Genomic DNA, 14,965 nt, shown 5'->3' on the forward strand with positions numbered 1-14,965 from the left:
ATTATATAATAAGCACTACTAGGAGGAAGTTCTGTGTTTTTTTTATCTAATATTATAGAGCTGTTATGTAATTCTGTGTTTTTAACTGGATACATAACAGGCAATAATACATTTCCAAAACCACTTGATGAAGAAGAAGAAGAGCAATATTTAAAACTTTTAAAAAATGGAGACAAAGAGGCAAAAAGTATTTTAATAGAAAGAAATCTTAGATTAGTAGCACATATAGTTAAAAAGTACAATTTTCCAAATAAAGATATAGATGAATTAATATCAATAGGAACAGTTGGACTTATAAAAGCAATAGATTCTTTTGACTCATCAAAGGGAACTAGATTAGCTACTTATGCATCAAGATGTATAGAAAATGAAATATTAATGCTTTTTAGAAACAATAAAAAACAAAAAAATGAAGTTTATTTACAAGATCCAATTGGAATGGATAAGGAAGGAAATGAAATATGTTTAATAGATGTTTTAAGTAGCGAAAAAGATTCTGTTTTAGAAAAAGTTGAAAGTAATCTCCAAATAAAACAACTATATAATAAGATAGGTGTTTCATTAAGTGAAAGAGAAGGTGAAATATTGAAGATGAGATATGGTCTTATAGATGGAAGATGTAGGACTCAAAGAGAAATAGCTGCATTACTTGGAATTTCAAGATCGTATGTTTCAAGGATAGAGAAAAAAGCTTTAAAAAAATTAAAAAAAGAGCTATCATCCAAATAAAAAATATATAAATATGCTTCATGTTGAAATATTATGCAATATAAAGAAGGAATATGAAAAGTTTTATCGAATATGTTAAAATGTATACAGTTTAGCAACATGGAGGATATAGAGTAATGTATGTATTGAATGATTTATTAAATGAGACAATAGAGAAAGGCGCATCGGATTTACATTTAACAGTTGGATTAGCGCCAACGATAAGGGTTAATGGAAAATTAATAAAATTAGGAACAGAAAAATTAATGCCAAATGCATTAAGAGATTTCGCAAAAGAAATATTAGGAGATAATTTTGAATTATATAATAAAACAGGCGAAATGGATACATCTTATTCTATATCAGGAACAGGAAGATTTAGAGTTAATGTATTCAAGCAAAGAAATAGTGATGCTATTGCAATAAGAGTAATTGCATTAAAAATACCTACTTTAGACGAATTAAAACATCCTAAAGTAATAAAGGATATAATCCAAAAGCAAAGAGGATTAGTACTAGTTACTGGACCTACTGGAAGTGGGAAAAGCACAACGTTAGCTGCAATGATAAATGAAATTAATAATACAAGAGAAGCGCATATTATAACATTAGAGGATCCTATAGAGTATCTTCATAAGCATAATAATTGTATAATCAATCAAAGAGAAATAGGAAAGGATAGCAATAGCTATCAAAGTGCACTAAAAGCTATTTTAAGAGAAGATCCGGATGTTATACTTGTAGGGGAGATGAGAGACCTTGAAACTATTTCTATTGCGATAACTGCGGCAGAAACTGGTCATTTAGTATTCTCCACACTACATACAATAGGAGCTGCTAAAACCATAGATAGAGTAATAGATGTTTTTCCACCACATCAACAGCAACAAATAAGAATACAATTAGCAGCTGTATTACAAGGTGTTATATCACAACAATTAGTACCTAATGAAGATAACAACGGTAGAGTTGCAGCCTTAGAAATAATGACCACAACTCCAGGAATACAAAATCTAATTAGAGAAGGTAAAACACATCAAATAGAATCAGCTATTCAAACTGGTGGGAAGTATGGTATGAAGACTATGGATATGGCATTGGCAGAATTATATAAAAGAAGAATAATAAGTGGAGAGACTGCATTAACATATTCAGTTGATAGAGAAACTATAAAAAGAATTATGATGCTATAAGAAAGAATAAAAACAGAGTTAATCTCTGTTTTTTATTCTTTAAAAAATTATAAAAACTTATTTAATAAAAAACTTTTCTTTTTTTTATTAAAATTTATAAAATAATATAAGTTAAGAGAGGAAATTTAAAATCTCTGTTGAATATAAGATTTATAAATATTTTTTAAATAGATTTAATAATTAATAATAAGATATATTTATATTATAAAATATAAAGGGAGTGTTATTTAGATTAATACATATGATTTAGTTGAAAATTATTATAATAGAAACTAAAAGGTTGAGTTATTTCAGTTTAAATGATAAAATAATAATTGAATTTCATTAAATTTAATTATAAAAATTATGGGTATTTTTATAAAAGCAAATAAATTTTATATTAGTTCCCAAATTATAATAATAATTTGAAACAAAATAAGTAAAAAAATGTAAAAAAATATTGAAAAATATATATTTATTGTGATGAAATAGCAAAATCTTTGTTATTTACATTATTAAAGTATTGTTAAAAAGGTACAGTATGATGTAAAATTAATATATAAAAATATATTATTTAAGTAAAAAATGAATTATTAAATGAAGATGAAATTGTTAAGAGAAGAGACAAAGTAGAAAAATTACTAGTAGATATTTTCTAAAGGAGGAGTTATTTTGTTAGATTTCGAAGTAGATATGCAAGAGTTAACCAATATTAAAGTAATTGGTTGTGGAGGCGGCGGCGGAAATGCCGTTAATAGAATGATTACAGAAGGGCTAAAAAACGTTGAGTTTATTGCCGTTAATACAGATAAACAAGCTTTAATGCTATCCCATGCTAATGTTAAAATTCAAATTGGAGAAAAGTTAACAAAGGGTCTTGGAGCTGGAGCTAATCCTGAGATTGGCAAGAAGGCGGCTGAAGAAAGTAGAGAAGAAATAGCAGAAGCTATAAAAGGTGCAAATATGGTATTTATAACCGCTGGTATGGGTGGTGGAACTGGTACTGGTGCAGCACCTGTAGTTGCAGAAATAGCTAAATCTATGAATATACTAACAGTAGGGGTAGTTACAAAGCCATTTCCATTTGAAGGGAAAAGAAGAATGAGACATGCAGAAATGGGTATTGAAAATCTCATGAAAGCAGTAGATACATTAGTTATAATCCCAAATGAAAGATTATTAAGTATGGCTGATAAGAAGACAACTCTTTTAGATTCATTTAAGTTAGCAGATGACGTTTTAAGACAAGGTGTACAAGCGATTTCTGACCTTATTACAATCCCAGGAGTAGTTAATGCTGACTTTGCAGACATAGAAACAGTTATGTTAAATAAAGGACTTGCACATATGGGAGTTGGACATGGTACAGGAGATAATAAAGCACAGGATGCAGTAAAACAAGCAATTTCATCACCTTTACTAGAAACATCAATAGATGGAGCTACTGGAGTTATTATTAACTTTACAGGTGGAGTTGATTTAGGAGCTATAGAAGTATATGAAGCAGCAGATATAGTTAGAGAAGCAGCAGATCCAGATGCAAATATAATATTTGGTGCAGTTATTGATGAAACGTTAAATGATGAAATAAGAATTACTGTTATAGCTACAGGTTTTGAGGAAGACAATAAAAAAATATTAAATCACGAACCAATATTTGAAAAAAGAGCAGTGAAAGAACAACCAATAAAAGTTGAAGCGGATATATCAGAACCAACTAAGAAGGTAGATCCTCTTTTAGATATTGAGACTGATAGCGTAAATATTCCAAGCTTTTTAAGATCAAGAAGATAGTTCAAAATGATTTATATTATAATTTAAAAGTTTACTTTTAAAAAAGGAGATGTTTTTAACATCTTCTTTTTTTATTCGAATATATATATTAATAATTATAGTTTTCTTTGTTAGTTTTTATTTAAATAGTTAAATAACTGTAATTATATGTAATAAATAAGAGATGAAAATATATTTTACAAAGAGTTTTTATGACAAAATTTTGAAAGCTAACAGTTTATAATTTAAGTACAAAGGGGGAGAAAAATATGGTAGTTTACATAGATATACTTATAATAGAAAATTTTTTTGTAAACTTATTTCTACTATTAGTTACTATGAAGGTTCTTAGGTACAAGTATGGTAAATCTATTTACTTTGCAGCTATTGTAGGAGCGTTTTATACAGTAGTTCTATTTTTACAAAGCAGTATTTTAACTTCTCTGCCAATTAAGCTTTTGGTAGTATTACTAATGAATTTAATATCTACAAAAAGTTTTAAATTACAAAACTTAATAAAATCTTCGGTAACATTTATTATAATATCATTTACATTATGTGGATTTTGTTTTGCTTTTTCAATAATGGACAACCAATACAGTATATTCAAATCTTTTGAAATTAATAATTATTCTATAAAATATTTACTAATTTCAATAATGGTACTATATATAGTTGTGGTTAGGATAACAGATTACTTAAGAGAAAGAGCACTAATAAAAAACTTTATATACGAGATAGAAATTTTTGATGAAAAAAATACTTTGTCTATTAAAGGGCTACTAGATACAGGAAATGCCTTAAGGGAACCAGTAACTAATCTACCATGTATAATAATAGAAAATGATCTTTTAAGTGGATTAAAAGTACCAAGTAATGAATTATTTTACATTCCATATAGCACAATAGGGGAAGAAGGAAATTTAAAGGGATTCAAAAGCGAAAAGGTGAGAATAAAAGGGGAAGGTAAAGAATGGAAAACTGTAGAGGTTATAATTTGCAGTTGTAAAAATAAATTAAGTAAAGAAAATGAGTTTAATGCATTATTATCAAGAGGAGTAATATAGGTGAGAATATGATGAGTTTAAAAATATTAATAAATAGGATTTTACAAAAATTAAAAATTTTCAAACCAGAGGTTCATTATGTAGGAGGGAATGATGCTCTTCCTCCACCATTAAAGAAAGAAGAGGAAGAAGAACTTGTTGAAAAGCTTATACATGGAGATGAATCAATAAGGGATATTTTAATTGAAAGAAACTTAAGATTAGTTGTTTATATAGCAAGGAAGTTTGAAAATACAGGAGTATGCGTAGAAGATTTAATTTCTGTTGGGACTATTGGATTAATAAAAGCTGTAAATACATTTAATCCTGAAAAGAAAATAAAATTGGCGACATATGCTTCAAGATGTATTGAAAATGAAATATTAATGTATTTAAGAAGAAATAGTAAGGTAAAAGCAGAAATATCATTTTATGAACCGTTAAATATAGATTGGGATGGTAATGAACTCTTATTATCTGATATATTAGGAACAGAAAATGATACTGTTTATAACTTAATCGAAGATGAAGTAGATAGACAGTTATTATTTCTAGCTTTAAAAAATCTAAATGATAGGGAAAAGGAAATTGTGAAATTACGATTTGGTTTAAATGGAACTAGAGAAAAAACACAAAAAGAAGTAGCAGATATGCTTGGAATATCACAATCGTATATTTCAAGATTAGAAAAAAAAATAATAAATAGATTAAAAAAAGAAATCAATAAAATGATTTAGGTTGTCTTTAGTATAAAACACATCACTCTCGGAGATACTTTTTAATGCAGTATGTTATTACTTCTGAAGGGGTTGATGAGCTTGATTATTAATAAAGTAGAAATATGTGGAGTAAATACATCCAAACTAGCTATCTTAAAAGAAAAAGAAAAGAGAGAATTACTTTTAAGAATGAGAGATGGGGATAAAAGCGCTAGAGAAATATTTATTAAGGGCAATTTAAGATTAGTTTTAAGTGTTATACAAAGATTTAATAATAGAGGTGAAAATGTTGATGATCTATTTCAGGTTGGATGCATAGGATTAATGAAAGCTATAGATAATTTTGATTTAGGTCAAAATGTTAAATTTTCAACTTATGCAGTACCGATGATAATAGGTGAAATAAGAAGATATTTAAGAGACAATAATTCAATAAGGGTAAGTAGATCTTTAAGAGATATAGCTTATAAGGCGTTATTAGTTAGAGATAGGTTGGTAAAAGATAATAATAAAGAACCAACAGTATCACAAATAGCGAAAGAACTTAATTTGCCAAGAGAAGAAGTAGTATTTGCATTAGATGCTATTCAAGATCCAGTATCATTATTTGAACCAATATATCATGATAGTGGGGATGCAATATATGTTATGGATCAAATAAGCGATTCTAAAAATAGTGATGAAAATTGGCTTGAAAACATATCTATTAAAGAAGCAATGAAAAAATTAAATGATAGAGAAAAATTAATATTAACCTTAAGGTTTTTTAATGGAAGAACTCAAATGGAAGTTGCAGATGAAATAGGAATATCTCAAGCACAAGTATCAAGATTAGAAAAAACCGCTTTAAAACATATGAGGAAATATGTATAGAGCTCTTTTATAAGAGCTCTTTTAAAATAGCTACACAATGTACAAGCTATAATATAAATATTAAAATAGTTATAACTTATTAAGGGAGGATATTTTATGGGATTATTTGATGGTATGAAAATTGAAAATGAAGAATATTCACAAATGGAAGAAGAAGACTTTTTATTACACTCATTAAATGCGCTTAGAACTATGGAAGTAATAGATATTAAAACAGGATCAAAGATGGGATATATTAAAGATTTTGTTATAGATATTTCAGAAAGTAAGGTAATATCTATTATATTACCAGGGACTGCTAAAGGCTGGTTCAGTAAAGAAGAAGATTTAGAAATACCATGGAGCAAAGTTAAAAAAGCAGGAATAGAGGTCATATTAGTTGATAGTACAGATATAGATAAATTTAATTTATAAAATAACATCTAGTAATAGTAAAAAAAAATCTGTATAATCTATATATACTTAAGATAATACTTAGGAAAGGCGTGAATAAGAAGATGAGATGTCCCTTTTGCTCATTTGAAGAAAGTAAAGTAGTAGATTCAAGATCAACAGATGATAATACTACTATTAGAAGAAGAAGAGAATGCTTACGATGTAATAAAAGATATACAACGTATGAAAAAGTTGAAGATATTCCAATACTAGTTATTAAAAGAGATTCAACGAGAGAGAATTTTAATAAAGAAAAAATAGTAAATGGACTTATAATAGCTTGTCAAAAAAGACCTATATCAAGGAAACAAATTGAAGAATTAGCCGAGGATATAGAAAAAGCTATTTCTAATAAGATGATAACTGAGGTAGAGTCTAAAAGTATAGGCGAAATGGTTATGGAAAGACTTAAAGAAATAGATGAAATATCTTATGTGAGATTTGCATCCGTTTATAGACAATTTAAAGATATAAACACTTTTTTAGAAGAAATAAAAAGTTTAGTTTCTACAAAATAAAAAATTAACTTAAAATAGGAATTCTTCATTTTCTATTTTAAGTTAATTTTTTTAGTTAAAAGTAAGTTAAAATATAAGTTTGGTTAGCAAAAGAAATAGAAAATATAATTAATAAATGGTAAAATGTATTAAAATGAAGTAAAGAGGTGACTATATGGTTAACTTATCTATATGTGATTTTGAGAAAAGAAAAGACTTTTTGACTTATAATCTTGGAAAAATAACTTTAGCATTTTCAACAGCTGAAAAAGATAGAAGTTTTAATAGAAATACCAGTTATGGAATAGATAATTTAAATAGTATAAAAAATGAATTCAGCTTACAAGATGTTATTTATCTTAACCAAATTCATAGTGATAAAGCTTATATATATGATGAAAGTTATACAAATATTAAAGAAGAAGAAGGGGATTCCTTAATTACGAATGAATTAAATGTAGCAATTGGAGTGTTTACAGCAGATTGTGTTCCAATTATTATAGCTGATGAAAAAAGTAATGTTATAGCGGCTATTCATAGTGGTTGGAAAGGAACATATAATTCAATAGTTTTAAAAACATTATCAAAAATTGAAGAGGGGTTCAATATAAATAAAAATGAAACAAAAGTATTTATAGGACCACATATAAGAAAATGCTGTTATGAAGTTTCTGAAGAATTAAAAGAAAAATTTCTTTTAAAGACAAAGATTGATGAATATAAACTATTTGATGGAAGAAAATTAAGTATGCAAGAATGTATATTAAATGATATAAGAAAGTTTGGAATTAATGAAGACAATATATATTCACTTAATTTATGCACTCATTGCGAAAGAGATACAAAATTATATTCATATAGAAAATCAGAAGGTACTTATGGAAGATTATTTTCATTTACTTTTATAAAGTAGGGAGGGATATTAATGTCAAAAGAAAAAATATTAGTTGTAGATGACGAAGATCATATAGTAGAGCTTATAAGCTATAATTTGACAAATTCAGGGTATAAGGTTATAACTGCCAATAATGGAATAGACGCTATAAGAATCGCTAGGGAAGAAAAACCAAATCTTATGCTACTTGATTTAATGATTCCAGGATTAGATGGATTTGACGTATGTAAATCAATTAGAAATGACAATGAAACCAAAGATATCTCAGTTATAATGTTAACTGCAAAGGGTGAAGAATTAGATAAAATACTAGGGTTAGAGCTTGGTGCTGACGATTATATTACAAAGCCATTTTCAATAAGAGAATTATTAGCGAGAATAAAGGCTGTCTTAAGAAGAATAAAATCGGTAGAAGGAAGTGAAGAAGTATATAAATCAAATGGAATTTTAATAAATTTTGATAGAAGAGATGTCTTTATATTTGATAAAAAAATAGATTTAACATTAAAAGAATTTGAGTTGTTAGAAATATTGGTTAAGAATAGAGGGAAAATATTAACAAGAGAAACTCTTCTAGATAAAATTTGGGGATATGAATATGTTGGAGAAACAAGAACAGTAGATGTGCACATAAGATATCTAAGAAAAAAGGTAGAAGAAGATGATAAAAATCCAAAACTAATAGAAACTATAAGGGGAGTAGGGTATAGATTTAATCCTAATAACTAAGAATTATGAGAAAAAGAATATTAGCATCATCATTGATAACTGTAATTTTTGCTTTAATTATTGTGACTTGCTCTTTTATAGCACTAGTAAACTTTAAAGAAATAGATAGAACTAAAGAGATTCTAGCTGTTTATAATAATTTGGTTATAAAATCAAATAACTTTGATGAGAATAATTTAAAGAACTTTACTATAAACAATTCAAAAGTAAGATTCACTTTTGTAGATAAGGAAGGAACTGTAGTAAAAGATACGGATAATAAAAATCTTGAAAATCATTTAAATAGAGAAGAAGTAATAGGAGCATTTAAAAATGGAGAAGCTTCTTCAACAAGATATAGTAATACAGAAAATACAAATGTAATTTATTATGCAACGAGAATTGATGATAATACAATAATAAGATCTTCAGTTTCATTATATACAATAAAGTTATTTTCTGAAGATTATATTAAGTACTATTCTATTGTAATAGTATTTGTAATTTTATTATCTTTAGGGCTATCATTAAAATTAGTAAGAGCTGTAATTTATCCAGTTAAAGAACTAGAAATAGTAACTAATAAAATTGCTAATGGTGATTATGGAAGAAGGGTAAGTATATTTACAAATGATGAAATTGGATCATTAGCAAGTACTTTTAATAATATGGCAGATCAACTTCAAGCTAAAATAAGTGATTCTCTAGATAAACGAAATAAATTAGAAGCTATTTTAGAAAGTATGGAAAGTGGAGTAATAGCAGTAGATAATAAACAAAACGTAATTTTAATAAATCCATATGCTAAAAATTTATTTGGAATAAAAAAGGATATTATAGGAGAAAAGATATCGGAGTATATAATAGATTATGATATACTAACATTTATGAAAAATGTACCGTTTATAGAAATGAAGGAAATAAAATTAATACATCCTATACCAAGGGAGCTGAGAATTAAAAAGGCACCGATAATAAATGATAAAAAAATACCAATAGGTGTAGTTATAACAGTATTAGATATAACAGATATTAAAAGATTAGAGAATATTAGGAGTCAGTTTGTAGCTAATGTTTCTCACGAACTAAAAACTCCATTAACTTCAATAAAAGGTTTTGCAGAAACTTTAAAATTTGTTGAAGATATAGATACTAAAAATAAATTTTTGGATATAATAGACAAAGAAGCAGAAAGATTAACAAATTTAATAAATGATATTTTAATTCTTTCTAATATTGAAAACAATCATAGAATGAAGGAAGAAACATTTAATCCAAAAGAAGTTATAGAAGATGTAATAAATATGGTTACTCCTCAAATGAATAATAAAAATATAGAAATAGAATTTATAAATAAGGCAACTAAGAATTTAATTGGAGATAGGGATAAATTTTTCCAAATGATATTAAATCTAGTGGAGAATGCTATTAAATACTCAAATAATGAAACAAATATAAAGATAAAAATTTATAATGTAAATGATTATACATACATAGAAGTAGAAGATAATGGAATAGGAATACCAAAAGAGGATTTACCAAGAATATTTGAAAGATTTTATAGAGTTGATAAATCAAGAGCAAAAGGCGGTACGGGGTTAGGATTAGCTATAGTCAAGCATATAGTTAAAATGTTTAATGGAGAAATTTTTGTTAATTCTACATTAAATAAAGGAACTAAATTTACAATTAGGTTAAGAAGACCTATAAAATTGAATGATTAAATATAAAAAAGAAAAGATGTTGTAAGTCTTTTCTTTTTTTATACATTAAAATAAGCTTGTTTAAATTTCATTTAACAATTTCATAACTTTTCTTAACATTAAGCTAATATTTACTTAACTTTTAGGGACTAATATAAATATGTAAGGAAAATTAATAAAAAATAATAAATTTAAATTATTAATTTGGAGGGGAAATTTATGAAAAGAAAAAGTTTAAAGATAATATGTACAGCTTTATTAGTTTCTATGGCATCAGGAGTATTTATGGGATGTGGAAAAGAAGGAGACTCAAATACAAATAATAACTCTTCAGAAAAGTCAGTAACAATATCAGTTTCAGGCTCAACGTCAGTTGGACCATTAATGGAAAAAATTGCAGAGAAGTATGAAATAGACAATAACAATGTATCTATAGAAATAAATCAAGTAGGATCTTCAGCTGGGATTAAAGATGCTATAAACGGAGTATCAGAAATAGGAATGTCTTCAAGAGAATTAAAATCAGAAGAAGAAAAAGAAGTAAAACCAACAATTATAGCATATGATGGTATAGCAATAATAACAAATAAGAATAACGTAATTAAAAATATAACATTAGAGCAAATAAAAGGAATATATACAGGGAAGATAACTAACTGGAAAGAAATTGAGGGTGGAAAGGATGCACCTATAGTTGTTGCCTCAAGAGAAGAAGGATCAGGAACAAGAGATGCTTTCCAAGAAATAGTTGGATACAAATCAGAAGAATTAAAAGCAGATGCAATGATTTCTAATGGTAATGGTGGTTTAAAAGAAACAGTAGCAGGAAATGAAAATGCAATAGGATTTGTCTCTTTTGAATACTTAGATGATAAAGTAAATATTGTGAATGTTGAAAATATAGAGCCGAAAGCAGATTTAGTGAAATCAGGAGAATATAAAATATCTAGGCCGTTTTTATTAGCAACAAAGGAAGGAAAGTTAACAGATAATGGTCAAAAATTAATTGATTTTATCTTAAGTGATGTAGGTCAAACAATAGTTAAAGAAAATAAGTTAATTCCAGTTAAATAACTTTGAGTTATTAAGAATGCTCATTATTGGGCATTCTTACTTTCATAGGAGAGGGTAATCATGTTAAACGTAAAAAAAAATAACAATAGCAAGTATGTAATAGAAAATGTATCAAAAGCGATATTTTTTGGAAGTGCTCTTATTGCAGTAATAAGTTTATTGTTAATTATAGGATTTGTGTTTTTTAAAGGGTTAAATCCTTTTATAAGTAAGGGATATTCATTTAAGAATTTTATATTTGGATCAGTATGGGTACCAGGTTCAGATAAGTTTGGAGTCTTACCGATGGTACTTGCATCTATATTTGGAACATTGGGATCACTTGTTATAGGAGTACCTATTGGAATACTAACAGCTATATTTATAGCAGAGATCGCACCCAAAAAAGTAGGTAAGATAATATCAGGAGCAGTTGAACTTTTAGCAGGAATTCCATCGGTTTTATATGGAGTATTTGGATTAGCAGTAGTAGTGCCATGGATTATGAATACTTTTAATCTTCCAAAGGGCCAAAGTCTTTTAGCAATTATAATTGTTTTATCAGTTATGATGTTACCAACTATAATAACAGTTTCGGAAACTGCAATTAGGTCAGTTCCTAAATCATATAAAGAGGGATCATTAGCACTTGGTGCATCACATATAGAAACAACTTTTAAAGTTGTTGTTCCAGCTGCAAGGTCTGGTATTTTAGCAGCAGTTGTTCTTGGAATAGGAAGAGCAATTGGTGAAACTATGGCAATAATATTAGTAGCAGGAAACTCGGCTATAATTCCAAAATCTATAATGGATTCTGTAAGACCTTTAACAACTAATATTGCCTTAGAAATGGGTTATGCATTTGGAACACATCAAGAAATGTTATTTGCAACAGGAGTTATATTATTTTTATTTATATTATTATTAAATTTAATATTAAGTAAACTTTCTAATAAGGAAGGTAAATAGATATGAGAAAATTTAGAGAAAATATTCTAAAGTTATTATTATGGATTTCAGCTGGAATTACAGTTGGAGTATTAATATTTATATTAGGATTTATATTTGTTAAGGGATATAAACATATAAGCATAGACTTTATAACAAAAAATTATTCAGCATCAGGCGATGGGGGAATATTGCCCATGATAGTAGCCACTTTGTATACTGTGTTTATATCCATATTAGTAGCTACTCCAATAGGAGTATTAGCAGCAATTTATTTAACAGAGTATGCAAAACAAGGAAAAATTGTAAAGATAATAAGGTTTGCAACTGAAAGCTTATCTGGAATTCCATCTATTGTATATGGATTATTTGGATCAATATTTTTTGTTGTAACATTAAAATTTGGATATTCTTTATTAGCGGGATCCTTAACTGTTGCAATAATAATATTACCAGTAATAATAAGAACAACAGAAGAAGCTTTAAAATCAGTTCCATCTTCATATAAAGAGGCTTCACTAGGACTTGGAGCAACAAGGTTTCAAACACTGTATAAAGTTATAGTACCAAGTGCTATTCCAGGAATATTAGTTGGAGTTATACTTTCAGTAGGACGTGTGGTTGGAGAATCAGCTGCAATACTTTTAACTGCAGGAACTGTTGCAAAAATGCCTAAGGGAATCATGTCTAGTGCCAGAACACTGACGGTGCAATCATATTTAGTAACTCAAGAAGCTGGTAATATAGAACAAGCAGCAGCTGTTGGAATAGTTTTAATAATTATTATATTGATTTTAAATATTATAGCTAAGATTATAACCAAAAAGTTTAGCAAGGCAAATTATTAAAAAACTAAGAGGTGTAAGTATGTCAAATGAAATAATGCCTAAAATTAAAGTTAGAAATTTAAATTTATATTATGGTGATAACCAAGCATTAAAAAATATAAGTATAGATTTAGAAGCCAATAAAGTTACTGCATTTATAGGCCCTTCTGGATGCGGAAAATCAACTTTTTTAAGAACATTAAATAGAATGAATGATTTAATAGATAATGTAAAAATAGATGGAGAAATATCTGTAGATGGAGAAGATATATATAAGAGTAAGGATGTTATTGCATTAAGAACAAAAATAGGAATGGTATTCCAAAAACCCAATCCATTCCCTATGTCGATTTATGATAACATAGCCTATGGACCTAGACTTCACGGAATAAAAGATAAAAAAACATTAGACATGATAGTGGAAAAGAGTTTAAAAGGTTCAGCTCTTTGGGATGAAGTCAAAGATAGACTTAAAAAAAGTGCTTTAGGTTTATCAGGAGGACAGCAACAAAGATTATGTATAGCTAGAACTATAGCAGTTTCACCAGAAATCATATTAATGGATGAACCGACCTCTGCCTTAGATCCTATATCCACAAATAAAATGGAGGAATTGATGGAGGAGCTAAAAAAGAAGTACACAGTTATTATTGTAACTCATAATATGCAGCAAGCAGGAAGAATTGCTGATAAGACAGCATTTTTCTTAAATGGTGAAATAGTAGAATACGGAGATACTGAAGATATATTCTATAAACCTAAAGACAAAAGAACAGAAGATTATATTACTGGAAGATTTGGTTAAAATATATAAGAGGTGATTTGAAATGATGAGAGAAGTAATGAGCAACAAGATAAAGCTTTTAAATTCTGAACTTATTGAAATGGCAAGCCTGGTTGAAAAACAAATATATGATAGCATGACGGCACTTAAGGATCAAAATTTAGAATTATCAAAAAAAGTTATGAAAGATGATGATAAAGTAGATAATCTTCAAAAAGAAATAGAAGAAAAATGTATTAAGTTCATGGCTACTGAGTCGCCGCTTGCAAGGGATTTAAGAAGTATATATACTACAACTAAAATAGTTACAGATCTTGAAAGAATGGCAGATTATGCAGTAGATATTTGCAAGATAGTTCCAAGAGTTAAAGGTGTTAATTTTTCAAATGAAATAGCACCAGTTTGGCAAATAGTAGACATAGTTACAAATATGATAAAACTTTCAATTGAAGCATATGTAAATGGAGACGAGAAGGCAGCATATGAAATTTGTGATATGGATGATAGAGTAGATGAAATTTATCAAGGAATGTTTGAAATAGTACTAAAGAAAATGGGTAAAGATGAATCAATGATAAATCAAGGGACACAAATATTATTTGCATCAAAGTATTTAGAGAGAATTGGAGATCATGTAACTAATATATGTGAATGGATAATTTTTTCAAAAGAGGGTAATTATGTTGACTTAAATGAATAAATAAATAAAAAACATCCCTAATGATAGGGATGTTTTTTATTGACTAGATATTATTATTAATGTAATATAACATCAAGTGATGATTATAATTAGGTGAATTGCGATTTAATATAAAAAAGGTAAC

At 27.4% G+C, this 14,965-nt stretch carries 16 protein-coding genes; all 16 read left to right on the forward strand.

Going from position 1 to position 14,965, the window contains the following annotated elements; translation table 11 throughout:
- Positions 1-33: 33 nt before the first annotated feature.
- The 16 genes from sigK (at position 34) to phoU (ending at position 14,841) form a co-directional block, all read left to right on the forward strand.
- Positions 34-729 (forward strand): RNA polymerase sporulation sigma factor SigK, encoded by a 696-nt coding sequence (sigK, locus tag ABDZ60_RS06365; protein ID WP_047000581.1) that lies wholly within the window; start codon positions 34-36, stop codon positions 727-729.
- Between the two features lie 116 nt (positions 730-845).
- The gene (locus tag ABDZ60_RS06370; protein ID WP_016206450.1) at positions 846-1,901 is read left to right on the forward strand and encodes a type IV pilus twitching motility protein PilT; all 1,056 of its coding nucleotides are present in this window, start codon (positions 846-848) and stop codon (positions 1,899-1,901) included.
- A gap of 651 nt (positions 1,902-2,552) precedes the next feature.
- Positions 2,553-3,674, forward strand: a complete 1,122-nt coding sequence (ftsZ, locus tag ABDZ60_RS06375; protein WP_343777016.1) for a cell division protein FtsZ — start codon at positions 2,553-2,555, stop codon at positions 3,672-3,674.
- Positions 3,675-3,922: 248 nt separating this feature from the next.
- Positions 3,923-4,720, forward strand: a complete 798-nt coding sequence (locus ABDZ60_RS06380) for a sigma-E processing peptidase SpoIIGA (RefSeq protein ID WP_343777018.1) — start codon at positions 3,923-3,925, stop codon at positions 4,718-4,720.
- Positions 4,721-4,728: 8 nt separating this feature from the next.
- On the forward strand, positions 4,729-5,436 hold the full coding sequence (sigE, locus tag ABDZ60_RS06385; protein ID WP_016206447.1) for an RNA polymerase sporulation sigma factor SigE: 708 nt from the start codon (positions 4,729-4,731) through the stop codon (positions 5,434-5,436).
- Between the two features lie 81 nt (positions 5,437-5,517).
- Positions 5,518-6,291, forward strand: coding sequence for an RNA polymerase sporulation sigma factor SigG (gene sigG / locus ABDZ60_RS06390; RefSeq protein WP_047000582.1), 774 nt, complete (start codon positions 5,518-5,520; stop codon positions 6,289-6,291).
- Between the two features lie 96 nt (positions 6,292-6,387).
- Positions 6,388-6,705 carry a YlmC/YmxH family sporulation protein gene (locus ABDZ60_RS06395; protein ID WP_016206444.1) on the forward strand — a complete coding sequence of 106 codons (318 nt, stop codon included), beginning with the start codon at positions 6,388-6,390 and terminating at the stop codon, positions 6,703-6,705.
- A gap of 83 nt (positions 6,706-6,788) precedes the next feature.
- Positions 6,789-7,244 carry a transcriptional regulator NrdR gene (gene nrdR, locus ABDZ60_RS06400; RefSeq protein WP_047000583.1) on the forward strand — a complete coding sequence of 152 codons (456 nt, stop codon included), beginning with the start codon at positions 6,789-6,791 and terminating at the stop codon, positions 7,242-7,244.
- A 154-nt stretch (positions 7,245-7,398) separates the two neighbouring features.
- Entirely contained in the window at positions 7,399-8,136 is a 738-nt protein-coding gene (gene pgeF, locus ABDZ60_RS06405) for a peptidoglycan editing factor PgeF (protein WP_343777022.1), read from the forward strand.
- A gap of 12 nt (positions 8,137-8,148) precedes the next feature.
- The gene (locus tag ABDZ60_RS06410) at positions 8,149-8,847 is read left to right on the forward strand and encodes a winged helix-turn-helix domain-containing protein (RefSeq protein ID WP_047000585.1); all 699 of its coding nucleotides are present in this window, start codon (positions 8,149-8,151) and stop codon (positions 8,845-8,847) included.
- Positions 8,848-8,852: 5 nt separating this feature from the next.
- Complete coding sequence (locus ABDZ60_RS06415) at positions 8,853-10,550, forward strand: sensor histidine kinase (RefSeq protein ID WP_343777024.1); 1,698 nt, start codon at positions 8,853-8,855, stop codon at positions 10,548-10,550.
- Positions 10,551-10,748: 198 nt separating this feature from the next.
- Positions 10,749-11,603, forward strand: coding sequence for a phosphate ABC transporter substrate-binding protein (locus ABDZ60_RS06420; RefSeq protein ID WP_016206440.1), 855 nt, complete (start codon positions 10,749-10,751; stop codon positions 11,601-11,603).
- Between the two features lie 60 nt (positions 11,604-11,663).
- A complete protein-coding gene (pstC, locus tag ABDZ60_RS06425; protein ID WP_016206439.1) occupies positions 11,664-12,551 on the forward strand; it encodes a phosphate ABC transporter permease subunit PstC in 888 nt (295 codons plus the stop codon).
- A gap of 2 nt (positions 12,552-12,553) precedes the next feature.
- On the forward strand, positions 12,554-13,378 hold the full coding sequence (gene pstA / locus ABDZ60_RS06430) for a phosphate ABC transporter permease PstA (protein WP_016206438.1): 825 nt from the start codon (positions 12,554-12,556) through the stop codon (positions 13,376-13,378).
- A 34-nt stretch (positions 13,379-13,412) separates the two neighbouring features.
- On the forward strand, positions 13,413-14,162 hold the full coding sequence (pstB, locus tag ABDZ60_RS06435) for a phosphate ABC transporter ATP-binding protein PstB (RefSeq protein WP_016206437.1): 750 nt from the start codon (positions 13,413-13,415) through the stop codon (positions 14,160-14,162).
- 22 nt (positions 14,163-14,184) lie between these two features.
- Positions 14,185-14,841, forward strand: coding sequence for a phosphate signaling complex protein PhoU (phoU, locus tag ABDZ60_RS06440; RefSeq protein WP_016206436.1), 657 nt, complete (start codon positions 14,185-14,187; stop codon positions 14,839-14,841).
- The last annotated feature ends 124 nt before the right edge of the window (positions 14,842-14,965 follow it).

Source organism: Clostridium sartagoforme (assembly GCF_039521405.1).
Taxonomy (GTDB): Bacteria; Bacillota; Clostridia; order Clostridiales; family Clostridiaceae; genus Clostridium; species Clostridium sartagoforme.